Source organism: Planomonospora algeriensis, assembly GCF_977012225.1.
Genome location: NZ_CDRNDK010000018.1, coordinates 19,897 through 34,870, shown reverse-complemented (window position 1 = coordinate 34,870; position 14,974 = coordinate 19,897). Strand labels below are relative to the sequence as shown.

Genomic DNA, 14,974 nt, shown 5'->3' with positions numbered 1-14,974 from the left:
GCCCCGGTGCAGCCGTTCGAGCCCGCCGGGATCGAGGAGGAGCCCGAGGAGGAAGAGGGCGAGGAGGCCGAGGAGGAAGAGGCGACGACGAGGCCGCCGGTCGCCGTCGCCGCCGCCGCAGGGCGGCCGCGGGCGCGGGAAGACGCGCGAGCAGGAGGAGGCCGAGAACGGCGACTCCGAGCAGGGCGCGGACGAGACCGCCGCCGGGCCGGCCGAGGCCGAGCGGGAGGAGGCCGAGACGGAGGAGGGCGGCACCTCGCGCCGCCGCCGCCGTCGCCGCCGCAGGGGCTCCGAGGAGGCGGAGGACGTCCAGGAGGTCCCGCCGAACACCGTGGTGCGCATCCGCGCGCCCCGTGCCGGGCGCGGCAGCGCCATGGACGAGGTGCAGAGCGTGCGGGGCTCGACCCGCCTGGAGGCCAAGAAGCAGCGCCGCAGGGAGGGCCGGGAGCTCGGCCGCAGGCGCCCGCCGATCATCACCGAGTCGGAGTTCCTGGCCCGCCGGGAGGCCGTCGAGCGGGTGATGGTGGTCCGCCGCACCGGCGACCGGACCCAGATCGCGGTGCTGGAGGACGACGTCCTCGTCGAGCACTACGTCAACCGCGAGGCGAGCCAGTCCTACGTGGGCAACGTCTACCTCGGCAAGGTGCAGAACGTCCTGCCGAGCATGGAGGCGGCCTTCGTCGACATCGGCAAGGGCCGCAACGCGGTGCTGTACGCCGGCGAGGTCAACTTCGACACCGCCGGGCTGGAGGGCCAGCCCAAGCGCATCGAGGTGGCGCTCAAGTCGGGCCAGCCCGTCCTGGTGCAGGTCACCAAGGACCCGATGGGCCACAAGGGCGCCCGCCTGACGTCGCAGATCAGCCTGCCCGGCCGCTACCTGGTCTACGTGCCCGACGGCTCGATGACCGGCATCAGCCGCAAGCTCCCCGACAAGGAGCGGACCCGGCTCAAGGGCATCCTCAAGAAGGTCATGCCGGAGAACGCCGGTGTGATCGTCCGCACGGCCGCCGAGGGCGCCTCGGAGGAGGAGCTCGGCCGCGACGTGGCCAGGCTCTCGGCCCAGTGGGAGAACATCCAGCGCAAGGCCAAGTCGGCCAGCGCGCCGGAGCTGCTCTCCTCGGAGCCGGACCTGACCGTCCGGGTGGTCCGGGACGTGTTCAACGAGGACTTCACCTCGCTGGTCGTGGCGGGCGAGGTGTGGGACACGGTGGACGAGTACGTCCGCTACGTGGCCCCGCACCTGGCCGACCGGCTGACGAAGTGGGACGAGAACGGCGACGTCTTCGCGGCGTACCGGATCGACGAGCAGATCGCCAAGGCGATGGAGCGCAAGGTCTGGCTGCCCAGCGGCGGTTCGCTGGTGATCGACCGGACCGAGGCGATGACCGTCGTCGACGTCAACACCGGCAAGTTCACCGGGCAGGGCGGGAACCTCGAGGAGACCGTCACCCGCAACAACCTGGAGGCGGCCGAGGAGATCGTCCGCCAGCTCAGGCTCCGGGACATCGGCGGCATCATCGTCATCGACTTCATCGACATGGTGCTGGAGAGCAACCGGGACCTGGTGCTGCGGCGGCTGCTGGAGTGCCTGGCCCGCGACCGGACCAAGCACCAGGTCGCCGAGGTGACGTCCCTGGGACTGGTCCAGATGACGCGCAAGCGCGTCGGCCAGGGCCTCCTGGAGGCGTTCTCCACCGTCTGCGAGTGCTGCAACGGCCGGGGCCTGCACATCTCGGCCGAGCCGGTCGAGGGCAAGTCCGAGCCGCGCGGCACCCAGGGCAAGATGGCGGTGGAGAAGGCCGTCGCGGAGAAGCTGGCCAAGGACGCCGGAAGCGCGGTCGCGGCCAGTGAGCAGTCCGGGCGTGATACGGTGACCGATGCGCTTGACGATGTCCCGGATGAGGACACGCAAGCCGTACAGGCTGCCGGAAGGGGGCGGCGACGCTCCCGCAAGGCCAAGCCGGCCGACTAGGTCCAGCCCGCCCCAGGCGGGGGACCCATCGGTCCGGTGACCGCCGGCGCGCCATGCCGCGCCGGCAACCCGACGTTCCGCCCGGTTCGACCAGGGCACCGCAGTCCGGTACCCTGGTGAATCGGTGCGCTAGTGGCGCGCCCTGTTCGCGCGCCTACCCGGTTCGTCGGTCCAATTTCGGTGACCACAGCCGGATGCGGGGCGCAGCATCCAGCGAGCAAGTAGGCAGAAGAAGGGTTCCGCGGTGTACGCGATCGTTCGTTGCGGCGGCAGGCAGCAGAAGGTCTCCGTCGGTGACGTCCTCGAGGTGGACAAGGTCGCCGGCGAGGTCGGTTCCACGGTTACGCTGCCGACGGTGCTCGTCGTCAACGACGGCGACGTGACCACCGAGGCGGGCAGGTTCACGGTCGCCGCCGAGATCCTCGGCGAGACCAAGGGTCCGAAGATCCGGATTCTGAAGTACAAGAACAAGACCGGTTACAAGAAGCGCCAGGGTCACCGCCAGCGGTACACCCAGGTGAAGATCACTGGCATCGACCAGGCCTGAGTTTCGGGAGTTTTGCGAGATGGCACACAAGAAGGGCGCGTCGTCCACTCGGAACGGCCGTGACTCGAACGCCCAGCGGCTCGGTGTGAAGCGCTTCGGCGGCCAGCTGGTCAACGCCGGTGAGATCATCGTCCGCCAGCGTGGCACCCACTTCCACCCGGGCGACAACGTCGGTCGCGGTGGCGACGACACGCTGTTCGCGCTGGCCGCGGGCCACGTGCAGTTCGGCTTCAAGCGCGGTCGCCGCGCGGTGAACATCGTCCCGGTCGCGGAGTAGATCCGCACCGACAGACGTTAGGGCAGGGGTGGATCGCGTTCAGCGGTCCACCCCTGTTCGTGTTGCGAAACGGGGCGTTCCCGACAGCGGGTCCCGAAGATGGGGGTAGGAGAGCAGACATGCCGGACTTTGTGGACCAGGTGGTCCTGCACATCAAGGCCGGTGACGGGGGACATGGCTGCGCCTCTGTGCATCGGGAGAAGTTCAAGCCGCTGGGCGGCCCCGACGGCGGCAACGGCGGCCGCGGCGGCGACGTGATCCTGGAGGTGGACGCGAACACCGCCACCCTGCTGGACTACCACCGCCGCCCGCACCGCAAGGCCGACAACGGCAAGCAGGGCTCGGGCTCCAACCGCGACGGTGCCAACGGGGCCGACGTCATCCTGCCGGTCCCGGACGGGACCGTGGTGAAGAACGCCGTCACCGGCGAGGTGCTCGTCGACCTGGTCGGCGCGGGCACCCGCTACGTCGTGGCCGAGGGCGGCCACGGCGGCCTGGGCAACGCGGCGCTGGCCTCCGCCAAGCGCAAGGCCCCCGGCTTCGCGCTGCTCGGCGAGCCAGGTGACGAGCTCGACGTGATGCTGGAGATGAAGAGCGTCGCGGACGTGGCGCTGGTCGGCTTCCCCAGTGCGGGCAAGTCCTCCCTCATCGCGGCGCTGAGCGCGGCCCGGCCGAAGATCGCCGACTACCCGTTCACCACGCTGGTGCCCAACCTCGGCGTGGTCACCGCGGGGGAGACGGTCTTCACCGTCGCCGACGTGCCCGGCCTGATCCCCGGCGCCTCCGAGGGCAAGGGCCTCGGCCACGAGTTCCTGCGTCACGTCGAGCGGTGCAGCACGCTCGTGCACGTGATCGACTGCGCGACGATGGAGCCGGGCCGGGACCCGATCAGCGACTACGAGGCGATCGAGGCCGAGCTGGCCGCGTACGGCAAGCTGGAGGACCGCCCGCGCCTGGCCGTGCTGAACAAGACCGACGTGCCCGACGCGCGCGAGCTGGTCGAGATCGTCCGGCCGATGCTGGAGGAGCGCGGCATGCGGGTCTTCGCGATCTCCGCCGCGACCCACGAGGGACTGCGCGAGCTGACCTTCGCCATGGGCGAGATGGTCGCCGCCGCCCGCGCGGCCGTCCCGGTGACCGAGCCGACCCGCCTGGTCATCAAGCCCCGGCAGCTCGGTGACGCCGGGTTCGCCGTGCGCCGGGTCGACGAGAACACCTTCCAGGTCACCGGGGTCAAGCCGGAGCGGTGGATCCGCCAGACGGACTTCACCAACGACGAGGCCGTCGGCTACCTCGCCGACCGGCTGGAGCGGCTCGGCGTCGAGGAGGAGCTCCTCAAGGCCGGCGCCAAGGCCGGCGCCGAGGTCGTCATCGGCTCCATGGAGAACGGCTACATCTTCGACTGGCAGCCCACCCTCAACGCCGAGGCGGTGCACCAGGGCCCGCGCGGCACCGACAACCGGCTCGGCTGACCGGCTTCCTCCTCTCACCTGCTCCTGAAGAAAGGCACGCGTCGTGACCCCTGCGCGCGATCGGATCCGTACGGCAGCACGCCTCGTCGTGAAAGTGGGTTCGTCCTCGCTCACCACCCCGCAGGGGATGATCGACGTGGACCGGGTGGACGCCCTGGTCGACGTGCTCGCCGCGCGGCGGAGGGCCGGCACCCAGATCGTGCTGGTCTCCTCCGGCGCGATCGCGGCCGGGCTCGGCCCGCTGGGCCTGGCCGCGCGCCCCCGCGACCTGGCCACCCAGCAGGCCGCGGCCTCGGTCGGCCAGGGCGTGCTGGTGGCCCGCTACACCTCCTCCTTCGCCCGGTACGGCCTGCGCGTCGGCCAGGTGCTGCTGACGGCCGACGACATGATGCGCCGCGCGCACCACGCCAACGCCCAGCGCACGCTCGGCCGCCTGCTGGAGCTCGACATCGTCCCGATCGTCAACGAGAACGACACCGTCGCCACCGACGAGATCCGCTTCGGCGACAACGACCGGCTCGCCGCGCTGGTGGCCCATCTGACCCGTGCCGACGCCCTCGTGCTGCTCTCGGACGTGGACGCGCTCTACGACGGCGACCCCCGCAAGGCGGGCTCGCGGCGGCTGACCGACGTGCGCGGCCCCGAGGACCTGGACGGGGTCGAGCTCGGCGGGGGCGGCGCGGTCGGCACCGGGGGGATGGTCACCAAGGTGCAGGCGGCCAGGATCGCCACCGGCGCCGGTGTGCCCGTGGTGCTCACCGCCGCCGCGCACGCCGCCCAGGCCCTCGCCGGGGCCGACATCGGCACCTACTTCCACCCGGCGGGACGCCACCCGGGCACGCGGCTGCTCTGGCTGGCCCACGCCGCCACCGGCCGCGGCCGCCTCCACCTGGACCCGGGGGCGGTCGAGGCGGTCGTCGGCGCCGCAAGTCGCTGCTGCCCGCCGGGGTCACCGGGGTCGAGGGCGACTTCGCGGCGGGGGACCCGGTGGACCTGTGCGGGCCGCTGGGCGGGGTCGTGGCCCGGGGGCTGGTCAACTTCGACGCCGCTGAGATCCCCGACCTGCTCGGCCGCTCCACCCGGGAGCTGGCCAGCAGCCTCGGTCCGGAATATGAACGCGAACTGATCCACCGTGACGACATCGTCATACTGGAGCCCACCCACTAGTTCCCATGGAGTGCGACATGTCTGCGTCGTCGGGAGACCTCACGACCGCTTCCGAGGTCTCCGAAGATTTCCTGAAGGTGGCCCTGGCGGCGAAGGAGGCCGCCACCGAGCTGGCCCCGCTGCCGCGGGCGCCGAAGGACGCGGCGCTGCGGGCGATCGCCGACGCGCTGGTGGCCCGCTCCGCCGAGATCATCGAGGCCAACGCGATCGACGTGGCCCGCGCCCGCGAGAACGGCACCTCCGAGTACATGGTCGACCGGCTCAGCCTGGACGCCGCCCGGATCGAGGCCGTCGCCGACGCCGTGCGGCAGGTCGCCGACCTGCCCGACCCGGTGGGCGAGGTCGTCCGGGGGAGCACGCTGCCCAACGGGCTGGAGCTGCGCCAGCTCCGGGTGCCGCTCGGCGTGGTCGGCATCATCTACGAGGGCCGCCCCAACGTCACGGTCGACGCGGCCGCGCTCTGCCTCAAGAGCGGGAACGCCACCCTGCTGCGCGGCTCCTCCAGCGCGTACGAGTCCAACACGGTGCTCGTGCGGGTCATGCAGGAGGCGCTGGCGGGCACGGAGGTCCCGGCGGGAGCCGTGCAGCTGGTGCCCGGGGTGACCCGCGACTCGGTCAAGGCGCTGATGAAGGCCCGCGGGCTGGTCGACGTGCTGATCCCGCGCGGCGGCGCCTCGCTGATCGAGTCGGTGGTGCAGGAGTCGACGGTCCCGGTCATCGAGACCGGCACGGGCAACTGCCACGTCTACGTCGACGCCGACGCCGACCTCGACCTGGCGGTCGAGATCCTGCTCAACGCCAAGGCGCAGCGGCCCTCGGTCTGCAACGCCGCCGAGACGTTCCTGGTGCACGCCGCCGTCGCCGACGCCTTCGTGCCGCGCGCCCTGGCCGCGCTGGCCGAGGCCGGAGTGACGGTCCACGGCGACGAGCGGATCGCCGCGTACGGCGACGCGGTGGTCCCGGCCGGTGAGGAGGACTTCCGCGCGGAGTACCTCTCGCTGGACATCGCCGCCGCGGTGGTCGACTCGCTGGAGGACGCGGTCGCGCACATCAGGAGGTACGGCTCCGCCCACACCGAGGCGATCGTCACCCGGTCGGTCACCGCCTCCCGCAGGTTCGTCGCGCTCGTCGACTCCGCGGCCGTGGCGGTCAACGCCTCGACCCGGTTCACCGACGGCGGCGAGTTCGGCTTCGGCGCGGAGATCGGCATCTCCACCCAGAAGCTGCACGCCCGCGGCCCGATGGGGTTGCCGGAGCTGACCTCCACCAAGTGGGTCTACACCGGCGAGGGCCATCTGCGCACCTCCTCGGGGACGGTCATCGCCTCCTGCCCGGGCGAGTCCCGGTAGGACGGCGCGGCGGAGCCCGCAGGTCCGGTGGGGTCCCGCGGGTTCCGTCATGGTTCGGTGAAGGGCATCGAAAGTCGCGGTGTGTGAACGTGTCGATGCGCTCCGCGGCGGGCATGGATGGTTGGATTGGCCCCCATGCAGACCGTGATCGGGATCGTCTTCGTGGGCGCCGTGCTGTTCGGCGTCGACCGTCTGATGCTGTTCCTGGAGAGCCGGGGACACGTGAACTGGCGGCGGAAGGGCCGCCTGGACCTGTCGGCCGAGCCCGTGGCCGAACTGGAGAGCCTGCTCGTCCCCGACCGGCGAGACGAGTACGGCGGCGAGTGGGAGCCCGCCGGAGGGCACGGGGCCGCGGACCGGCGCGAGTACGCCGGCCGGTCGTGAGCCGAGGCCTCCTCCGCCGCCGGTTCCCGCCACGCTGATCCTTCCGGCTCCGGCGAGTCGCCGGAGAATCGTCGTGCCCGCCCGCTATGGTGTGGTCTCCTATGGGTGGAGGGCGGGTGGGCAGGCTCGGGCGCGTCGGCCCGTACACGCTGGTGGATCGCCTCGGCAGGGGCGGCATGGGCGAGGTCTACCTCGCCACCTCCCGGCGTGGGGAGAAGGCCGCGCTCAAGATGCTCCATGACGCGGTGGACGCCGACTCGGAGGCCGGCATACGCCTGGAGCGCGAGGTCCGCGCGCTCCGGCGGGTGGAGAGCCCCTACGTCGCCCGGGTGCTCGACGCCGACCTGGACGGCGACCGGCCCTACCTGGTCATGGAGTACATCGAGGGCGACACCCTCCTGGACCGGGTACGGCGCGACGGCCCCCTGGAGGGCGCCGACCTGATCGGCCTGGCGCACGGCCTGGCCACGGCCCTGGCGATCATCCACGCGGCGGGGGTCGTCCACCGTGACCTCAAGCCGGCCAACGTCCTGCTCAGCGCTTCGGGCGAGCCCGTGCTCATCGACTTCGGCATCGCCCAGGTCTTGGACGCCACCCGGCTCACCATGACCGGCACCTTCCTCGGCACTCCGGGCTACGCCGCTCCCGAGCTCTTCGCGGACGAGCCGGTCGGGGAGCCCGCCGACGTCCACGCGTGGGCGGCGACGGTCGCCTTCGCCGCGACCGGCCGCCCCACCTTCGGCCGGGGCACGGTCGAGGCGCAGATGTACGCCATCCTCAACGGGCAGGCGGATCTGGCCGGTGTCCCCGCGGCCCTCCTCCCGTTGATCCGCGCGGCCCTCCACCGCGAGGCCGCCAAGCGGCCCACGGCGGCCCTCCTCGCGGGCAGGCTGTCCCGGCTGGCGCGTGCCGCCTTCGCGGAGCCGGTGTCCGCGGGGGCGCCGGAGCCGCCCGTGCGGGGCGGCACCGGTCCTCGCCGGGCGGGCACGAAGCCCCCGGGAACGAAGCCCCCGGGGACGAAGCCGCCGGGTACGGAGCAGCCGGGTGCGCTGCGAGCAGGTCAGGAGAGGACCGGGTCGGAGCGGGCGGGTTCGGAGCGGGCGGGTTCCGCCCAGGTGGGCCCCGAGCCCCGGATGAGGACCGCGCTGAGGAGCGCGGGGACGCCGCGCGGCGCGCGCCCGGTCACGGGGGAGAACGCGAAGCCGGGCCGCCGGCTCCCGGTGGGACGGACGGCTCCCGGAGCGGGCAGGGGACGGCAGGCGGACGGCTCTCCGGTGGCGGAGGCCGAGACGGGCGCTCCGGCGGGGCCGCTGCCCGCGGGCAACCTGACCCTGATCGTCCTCGCGGTGCTGGCGGTGCCCTGCGTCGTGACCTCGGTGATCTGGCCGCTGGCCACCTTCGCGGTCACCGGCCTGTTCGTCGTCCTGACCCGTGCCGTCTGGGCGGGGCACTGGCTGGTCAGGAGGCGCAGGTCGGCCAGAGTCCGGGGAGCCCTGCGCGTGCTCGGCTTCCCGCTGGCCCTCACCGGATCGCTGCTGACCGCCGTGGTCTGGCCGGGCGCCCCGGCGGGGGGCCTGGCCGCCCTCACCCTGTGGCTGGCCATGGGCGGGTCGCTGCCCCCGGAATGGTGGCTGCAACCCGCCCCGGCCCCCGTCGCCGTCGCCGGCGTCGTGTTCGGCGTGGTCTGCGGATGGATCACCGGCCGGGAGGTGGAACGGGCCGGCTCCCGGCTCCCGGAACTGCGCAGGGAGGGCCTGCGCGCGATGGTCGTGCTGGGCGGGTTCGCCGCCGTGTGCACGGCGGCCGTGCGCGTGGTCGCGCTGGTCCTCTGAGGACCGGTCCGCGCCGGTCCTCAGCGGGATGTTTCTCAGCTCACCTTGGCGGAAGAGGCCGACCAGGTGTTGCAGGAGGCGGGGTCGCCCTTGGCGTAACCGCGCTTGGCCCAGTAGACGTGACTGCCGCCCTTGCCGTAGGTGCGGGGCTCGCCTGCGGCGTCACCGCTGTTCTTCAGGATGGACTGCAGGTCCCTCCAGTCCGACGCCGGCCGGTCGAGGGAGGACCAGACGCTCCGCAGGAACGCGCCGCTCAGGCACTCGCTCTGCAGGTTGTAGCGTCGGCTCTGCTCGTTCAGCTCCTTCTTGTTCGCGTACGGAGCCTCCTCGTAGGCGGCGTGGATGCCGACGAGGTTCTGGACGTGCTGGCCGTACATCTCGGCGGCGACGTTGAGCAGGAGGAGGTCGTCGATGTCCTCGGTCCAGTCCTTTCCGATCTGCACGAGGACCGTCTTCGAGGGGTCGCAGTAGTACGCCATCGACTTGCTCTTGCCGATGTCGTAGCCGCAGAACCCCTTGGGGATCCGCCCGAACTTGAGAACGGGCTTTTCAAACGGCAGGCCGGCCGTCTTCAGGTGCTCTCCCCAGACCGTGTTCAGGCAGGAGTGCACCGCGGTCCAGTACTTCTTGGCCGAGGCGATGCTGCCTTCCTTGACCGCCGGTTCCGCGCATTCGGCCGCGGCCAGCGGGCCGGAGGTGTAGAGCGTGTTCTTCGTCAGCGCCTCGTCCTTGATGGGGTAGGCGTGCGCCGTACCCGTCAGGAGAAGACCTGCCACGCCGGTCAGGACGGCGATCATGCGGATTCTCATGGGGCGAAACAGTAAAGCAGTCATGTATTGCCCGCAAATCCGTTTCCCTGTACAAAAGGCCCGGGATGTGAACTCCCGGGCCTTTTGTGAACGATAGGGAAACGACGCGGCTCAGTTGCCGTCACGGCGGGCGAACCGGTTGAAGATCCGCTCGCCGGCGTTGACCGCGCCCTCGGCCACGTCGCGCAGGACGCCGATGAACGGGTCCTGGGACTGGGACCACGACTCGCGGTAGGAACGGGCGGCGGCCTTGACCTCCTCGGAGATCTTGGCGCTGGAGTCGTCGGCGCGGCGGGGGTAGGCGCCGCCGAGGATCGTGTCGTACTCCCCGCCGCGGCGCCACTTGTCGAGCTCGGCGACGCGGGAGACCGCGAACGGGTGGGTCGTGCCGAGCAGGTTCAGGACCTTCAGCAGGCCGTCGCGGACGTCGCCCGCCGTGTCGTACTCTCGGGCCTGGTCGAGGAATGCCTCGATGTTCATCTCGTGCAGGCGCGAGCCGCCGGCGAGCTTCATCAGCGCCCGCAGGGCGGCGTCGGGGTCCTGGCCGACGAGGAGGCCGCCGCGGTCGGCGGAGAGCTCGGACTTGCGGTGCCACTCCTCCAGGCCCGCCACGATCGCGCGCAGCCCGATGTAGCCGAGCGGGATCCAGGCCACGCGGGTGGCCAGCCGGGTGAGGATGTCCAGCATCGTGCGGTAGACCGCGTGGCCGGAGAGGATGTGCGCGGTCTCGTGGCCGATGACGAAGCGCTGCTCCTCTTCGTCCATCAGGTCGAGCAGGCCGGTGGTGACGACGATGAACGGGTCGTCGAAGCCGATGGCCTTGGCCTGGACCTGCGGGCTCTGCTGGACGTAGACCTCCGGGATGCGGTGGAGATCGAGCACGTAGGCGGCGTCGCGGCCCATGTCGTGCAGGGCGCGGAACTGGGTGTCGCTCGTGCGCACCGCGGAGGCGAGGTAGATCAGGCGCAGGCGGCGCTCGCTGATCAGTCCGGACATCTGCTTGAGGACCGTGTCGAACCCGCTGAGCGAGCGGAGGGCGACCAGCGCGGACCGGTCGGCGGGATGTTCGTAGGCGCGGGAGCTGATGCCGGGGAGCTGCACGCGGTTGCGATCCGGGGTGGTGGTCATGTCCGGCATGCTACGTCGGCCCCGCGTGGCACGCGCGGGGGCTGGTCAAAAGCTCCGCACGGTTTGCGCGTATGGTCCATTCCATGATGAACGCTCCCACCGGCTATGGAAAGCGCCGTCTGGGCGTCATGGGCGGGACCTTCGACCCGATCCACCACGGGCACCTGGTGGCCGCCAGTGAGGTCGCCCACCACTTCGACCTCGACGAGGTCGTCTTCGTGCCGACCGGGCGGCCGTGGCAGAAGGCGGACCAGGCGGTCTCGGCGCCGGAGGACCGCTATCTGATGACCGTCATCGCGACCGCCTCCAACCCGCGCTTCTCCGTGAGCCGGGTGGACGTCGACCGGCCGGGTCCCACCTTCACCATCGACACGCTGCGGGACATCTCCGCCGCCAACGGCCCGGACACGGAGCTGTACTTCATCACCGGCGCCGACGCCCTCGCCCAGATCCTGAGCTGGCGGGACGTGGACGAGCTGTTCACCATCGCGCACTTCGTCGGCGCGACCCGGCCCGGCCACCACCTGCACGACCCCGGGCTGCCCGAGGGTCGGGTCAGCCTGCTGGAGATCCCGGCGCTGGCCATCTCGTCGTCGGAGTGCAGGCAGCGGGTCGCCTCGGGGGAGCCCATCTGGTACCTGGTGCCCGACGGCATCGTGCAGTACATCAACAAGCGCGGGCTGTACCGGCCGGTCGAGGACTGACAGGGGGGTCGCCGCGCATCGCGAGCGGTACGGGCCCGGAGGCGATCCGCCGCGGCCGTGAGCCGCGGGGGTCCGCGGAAACCGGAGAAGCAGACCAGGAGTGACATCCGTCTCGTGTGCCCGGTGGCGATCGTCTACGTTTTGGGTGGTGCTTCGGAACGGCGCGATCGGGGGTGTCCGGATGGCTCCTGGACGGCAGACCGGGCAGGGCGTCGAGGGCGCTGCGGCCGCGGACCGTATCCGCGATCGGGAATGTCCCGCCCCGGCGCGGACGCGGGCGGAGCGCCGTCTCCGCATGAGGGCGGCGATGACGGCGGCCGCTCTGATCATGGGAGTCTGCGCCTGCGGGTCCGCCGCGCCGCCGTCGCCCTCCCCCTTCGAAGCCGATCTGCCGGAGTACCGCGTCCCTCCGGAGACGCCTCCACCCACCCCGTCTCCCGTCCGGAGGGCCGAGACGCCTTTCGCCCGGGCCCATCCCCGGGCCGCGGTCCTGCGGATCCCCGCCGGGGACGCGATGTCCCGTGACGTCGTGGGCACCCTTCCCGACGGGCGGCTCGTCGTCCGCAAGTACTCCCGGGAGCTTCCGTACCTCGACCACGTCGACCTCTTCGACCCCGCCACCGGCCGCAGCGCGCCGCTGCAGCGCACGGAGCGCGAGTCGTACACCGTCGCCGCGGCGGCGCACGGCACACGGGTGGTGAAGCTCCTGGGGAACGATGAGCCGGGCGGGTGGATCCTCGAGGCCACCGACCTCCGCACCGGCCTGACCCGAGAGGTCATGAACACCTGGGGCGGTCCTGCGGGGTACTGCGGGAGGGGCTGGCGGTACCCCGTCGACCTCGCTTTCCACCGAGGAGAGCTCTACTTCTCCGCGTGCGCCTCCGGCGACCCGGGAGACGTGGGCGTCTACCGCATGGGCCCCGGCGACCAGGCCCCCCGGCTGTGGCGGAGGGGACTGTACGACATCGCCTGGGAGGGCGACGGCTTCCTCGCGAAATCTCCCGTCCCTGTGTCGGATTCAGCTGATCCGGATGATTTCACCGGCTCGCCGGCCCGCTACGGCCCGGACGGCACCAGGCGCGGCGTTCCCGATCCAGCCTCCTACATCGCCCGGGTGGACGAGGACCGGGACCTCCTGGAGTACGGCGACGGCACCGTCGCCGGCATCGGCCCGCGCGCCGGGGGCGTCGCCGTCTCGCGGCACGGGCGCTTCGCGGCGTGGCGCGAGGGCGGGACCGGCTGGCTCCTCGACGCGCGGACGCGTACGGCGGTGCGCCTCCCGGGCAAGGCGGAGGAGGTGGGCATCTCCCACGCCGGGTACCTCCAGTGGAGGACGGCGGGCGTCTGCAACGTCCTCGACCTGGCGGCCCTGAACGACCGGGACTGAACGTCCTCGGCTCCGTCTCCGCCTTCCCCGCCGCCGGAGGGCGCGGTCGCCGCTTCGGAGGCCTCCCACCGGCGCGGGCGGAGCCGGGCGGGCGCGGTCCGCGCTCCGGCCGCCCCGGCAATCGGTTTGCGGTGTGGAATCGGGTGGCACACGATAGGCGTTGTACTGACTGCCCGCTTTCACCGCGGGCCGTGCCGGGCATCCTTAGGGGTGACAGCGCCGACTACCGGAGGACTGACCCACACCGTGACCGCAACCGACAGATCCGTCCAGCTCGTCAGGATCGCCGCCGAGGCGGCGGCCGACAAACTGGCCGACGACATCCTCGCCTATGACGTGAGCGACCAGCTCGTCATCACCGACGCGTTCCTGCTCTGCTCCGCCACCAACGACCGCCAGGTCCGCGCCATCGTCGACGAGATCGAGGAGCGGCTGCGGGTCGAGGCCGATGTCAAGCCGGTCCGCCGCGAGGGCGAGCGCGAGGGCCGCTGGGTCCTGCTCGACTTCATCGACATCGTCGTGCACGTCCAGCACGAGGAGGACCGCACCTTCTACGCGCTCGAGCGCCTCTGGAAGGACTGCCCCGCCATCGCCCTGCCGGACAGCGTGACGCAGGTCGCCGCGCAGCGTGCCCGGCCGGCGGCGCCGGAGGACGCTCTGTGAGGCTGAGGCGCACGAGCGCCGCCGAGCACGGCCGTACGGCGGCTCACACCTCCCGGCGGGGGGCTGCATGAGCCGCCGTGTCGTGTGCCTGCGGCACGGCCAGACGCTGTGGAACGTCGAGCGGCGGTTCCAGGGGCACACCGACATCCCGCTGGACGAGACCGGCGCCGCCCAGGCGGCCCGTGCCGCCGGGCTGCTCGCCTACCTGCGCCCCGACATGATCGTCTCCTCCGATCTCCAGCGCGCCCTGCACACCGCCAGGGCGCTGGGCGAGGTCACCGGCCTGGACGTGGCCGTGGACAAGGACCTGCGCGAGCGCGGCGGCGGCGAGTGGGAGGGGCTCACCCGGGAGCAGATCTCCACCGGCTGGCCCCGCGAGTTCGCCGCCTGGGAGGCTCCGGGCGGAGAGGACGTCGCCGACGTCGCCGAACGGGTGTCGGCCGCGGTCCGCCGCTGGGCCGCCCGGCTGGAGCCCGACGGGCTGCTGGTCGTGGTCTCCCACGGAGCCGCGATCAGGCTCGGCGTCGCCAAGCTGATGGGCCTGCCCCAGGAGCACTGGCCGGCATTGGGCGGCCTGGGCAACTGCTCGTGGTCGGTGCTGGAGGAGGGACGCAAGGGCTGGCGCCTGATGGAGCACAACGCCGGGACGCTGCCCGAGCCGGTCCAGAGCGACGACAGCCCCGAGGCCACGCGGACCTGATCGCCTGGCCGTACGGCTCGCCCCGGGTGACGGGCGCGAGCCGTACGGGCGTCGATTAGGTGAACGGGACGATGTCCCTATATGCTTCCGGAGCGCCGCGACGAGAGCACTCGGAGCGGTGACCAGGGGCTATGGCGCAGCTGGTAGCGCGCCTCCATGGCATGGAGGAGGTCTGGGGTTCGAATCCCCATAGCTCCACCCAGGGCCGTTCTCGAGACGGCCTGCAGATAGTTGACGAGATCCCGTCCGATCACTCCGATCGGGCGGGATCTCGTCGTTTTCTCCGGATGGCGTGACCATGGGCAGGCTCTTCCGAGCGGGTGCGATGGCCGCGGAGGTGTTCGAGGAACTGCGCGGCAAGATCCCGGATGAACCGTATGACCTGATCACTGATCTCGCCACGCGTCCCGCCGTGTTCGCCGACGGCATGACGGTCACCGAGCGCAAGGTCCTGAAGATCAAGTACGCACCGGACCGGCTGGGCGAGGGGTCTTCCTGGAACGCGTATCGCGGGCGTATCGAAAATCGCATACGCCACTGCAACGGTCGTGCGTATTAAGTGCGGGAATGAGCCAGAGCGCAT

General features: G+C 71.8%; 14 protein-coding genes, 1 tRNA gene and 1 pseudogene. 14 read left to right on the top strand and 2 right to left on the bottom strand.

Annotated features, from left to right (window positions below; all coding sequences use genetic code 11):
• From ACWJ6R_RS03950 to ACWJ6R_RS03915, 8 genes and pseudogenes are all read left to right on the top strand, one after another.
• Nucleotides 1-1,972, top strand: a 1,972-nt coding sequence (locus ACWJ6R_RS03950) for an Rne/Rng family ribonuclease (RefSeq protein WP_449060868.1), incomplete at its 5' end; no start/stop codon positions are given.
• Nucleotides 1,973-2,216: 244 nt separating this feature from the next.
• Nucleotides 2,217-2,519, top strand: a complete 303-nt coding sequence (gene rplU, locus ACWJ6R_RS03945) for a 50S ribosomal protein L21 (protein ID WP_068898894.1) — start codon at nt 2,217-2,219, stop codon at nt 2,517-2,519.
• Between the two features lie 19 nt (nt 2,520-2,538).
• The gene (gene rpmA / locus ACWJ6R_RS03940) at nt 2,539-2,796 is read left to right on the top strand and encodes a 50S ribosomal protein L27 (RefSeq protein ID WP_068898892.1); all 258 of its coding nucleotides are present in this window, start codon (nt 2,539-2,541) and stop codon (nt 2,794-2,796) included.
• A gap of 119 nt (nt 2,797-2,915) precedes the next feature.
• Nucleotides 2,916-4,268: a GTPase ObgE gene (obgE, locus tag ACWJ6R_RS03935; protein ID WP_449060867.1), complete on the top strand. Its 1,353-nt coding sequence runs from the start codon at nt 2,916-2,918 to the stop codon at nt 4,266-4,268.
• A 127-nt stretch (nt 4,269-4,395) separates the two neighbouring features.
• Nucleotides 4,396-5,435 (top strand): annotated as a pseudogene (gene proB, locus ACWJ6R_RS03930) (glutamate 5-kinase).
• Between the two features lie 17 nt (nt 5,436-5,452).
• Nucleotides 5,453-6,784 (top strand): glutamate-5-semialdehyde dehydrogenase, encoded by a 1,332-nt coding sequence (locus ACWJ6R_RS03925; RefSeq protein WP_449060866.1) that lies wholly within the window; start codon nt 5,453-5,455, stop codon nt 6,782-6,784.
• Between the two features lie 135 nt (nt 6,785-6,919).
• Nucleotides 6,920-7,168: a hypothetical protein gene (locus tag ACWJ6R_RS03920; protein ID WP_449060865.1), complete on the top strand. Its 249-nt coding sequence runs from the start codon at nt 6,920-6,922 to the stop codon at nt 7,166-7,168.
• A 116-nt stretch (nt 7,169-7,284) separates the two neighbouring features.
• Nucleotides 7,285-9,000 carry a protein kinase domain-containing protein gene (locus tag ACWJ6R_RS03915; RefSeq protein WP_449060864.1) on the top strand — a complete coding sequence of 572 codons (1,716 nt, stop codon included), beginning with the start codon at nt 7,285-7,287 and terminating at the stop codon, nt 8,998-9,000.
• Between the two features lie 35 nt (nt 9,001-9,035).
• Here the strand turns inward: ACWJ6R_RS03915 and ACWJ6R_RS03910 are convergent, their stop codons facing one another.
• Together ACWJ6R_RS03910 and ACWJ6R_RS03905 are read right to left on the bottom strand one after the other, a co-directional pair.
• A complete protein-coding gene (locus ACWJ6R_RS03910; RefSeq protein WP_449060863.1) occupies nt 9,036-9,809 on the bottom strand; it encodes a neutral zinc metallopeptidase in 774 nt (257 codons plus the stop codon).
• Nucleotides 9,810-9,920: 111 nt separating this feature from the next.
• Nucleotides 9,921-10,946, bottom strand: a complete 1,026-nt coding sequence (locus ACWJ6R_RS03905) for a M48 family metallopeptidase (RefSeq protein WP_449060862.1) — start codon at nt 10,944-10,946, stop codon at nt 9,921-9,923.
• Between the two features lie 74 nt (nt 10,947-11,020).
• Between ACWJ6R_RS03905 and nadD the strand changes: the two genes are divergently transcribed.
• The 6 genes from nadD (at nt 11,021) to ACWJ6R_RS03875 (ending at nt 14,950) form a co-directional block, all read left to right on the top strand.
• Nucleotides 11,021-11,641, top strand: a complete 621-nt coding sequence (gene nadD / locus ACWJ6R_RS03900; protein WP_449060861.1) for a nicotinate-nucleotide adenylyltransferase — start codon at nt 11,021-11,023, stop codon at nt 11,639-11,641.
• A 307-nt stretch (nt 11,642-11,948) separates the two neighbouring features.
• Nucleotides 11,949-13,028, top strand: a complete 1,080-nt coding sequence (locus ACWJ6R_RS03895) for a hypothetical protein (protein ID WP_449060860.1) — start codon at nt 11,949-11,951, stop codon at nt 13,026-13,028.
• A gap of 246 nt (nt 13,029-13,274) precedes the next feature.
• Nucleotides 13,275-13,691 (top strand): ribosome silencing factor, encoded by a 417-nt coding sequence (gene rsfS, locus ACWJ6R_RS03890; protein ID WP_068898876.1) that lies wholly within the window; start codon nt 13,275-13,277, stop codon nt 13,689-13,691.
• A 67-nt stretch (nt 13,692-13,758) separates the two neighbouring features.
• Nucleotides 13,759-14,391, top strand: a complete 633-nt coding sequence (locus ACWJ6R_RS03885) for a histidine phosphatase family protein (RefSeq protein ID WP_449060859.1) — start codon at nt 13,759-13,761, stop codon at nt 14,389-14,391.
• A gap of 125 nt (nt 14,392-14,516) precedes the next feature.
• Nucleotides 14,517-14,589 (top strand) — tRNA-Ala (locus ACWJ6R_RS03880).
• Nucleotides 14,590-14,689: 100 nt separating this feature from the next.
• Nucleotides 14,690-14,950, top strand: coding sequence for a hypothetical protein (locus ACWJ6R_RS03875; RefSeq protein ID WP_449060858.1), 261 nt, complete (start codon nt 14,690-14,692; stop codon nt 14,948-14,950).
• Nucleotides 14,951-14,974: the final 24 nt, after the last annotated feature.

Excerpts from the sequence above, each read along its gene's own strand:
- rpmA (WP_068898892.1), top strand. The coding sequence starts at position 2,539 with ATGGCACACAAGAAGGGCGCGTCGTCCACTCGGAACGGCCGTGACTCG.
- obgE (WP_449060867.1), top strand. The coding sequence starts at position 2,916 with ATGCCGGACTTTGTGGACCAGGTGGTCCTGCACATCAAGGCCGGTGAC.
- ACWJ6R_RS03925 (WP_449060866.1), top strand. The coding sequence starts at position 5,453 with ATGTCTGCGTCGTCGGGAGACCTCACGACCGCTTCCGAGGTCTCCGAA.
- ACWJ6R_RS03920 (WP_449060865.1), top strand. The coding sequence starts at position 6,920 with ATGCAGACCGTGATCGGGATCGTCTTCGTGGGCGCCGTGCTGTTCGGC.
- ACWJ6R_RS03910 (WP_449060863.1), bottom strand. The coding sequence starts at position 9,809 with ATGAGAATCCGCATGATCGCCGTCCTGACCGGCGTGGCAGGTCTTCTC.
- ACWJ6R_RS03905 (WP_449060862.1), bottom strand. The coding sequence starts at position 10,946 with ATGCCGGACATGACCACCACCCCGGATCGCAACCGCGTGCAGCTCCCC.
- nadD (WP_449060861.1), top strand. The coding sequence starts at position 11,021 with ATGATGAACGCTCCCACCGGCTATGGAAAGCGCCGTCTGGGCGTCATG.
- ACWJ6R_RS03895 (WP_449060860.1), top strand. The coding sequence starts at position 11,949 with ATGACGGCGGCCGCTCTGATCATGGGAGTCTGCGCCTGCGGGTCCGCC.
- ACWJ6R_RS03885 (WP_449060859.1), top strand. The coding sequence starts at position 13,759 with ATGAGCCGCCGTGTCGTGTGCCTGCGGCACGGCCAGACGCTGTGGAAC.
- ACWJ6R_RS03875 (WP_449060858.1), top strand. The coding sequence starts at position 14,690 with ATGGGCAGGCTCTTCCGAGCGGGTGCGATGGCCGCGGAGGTGTTCGAG.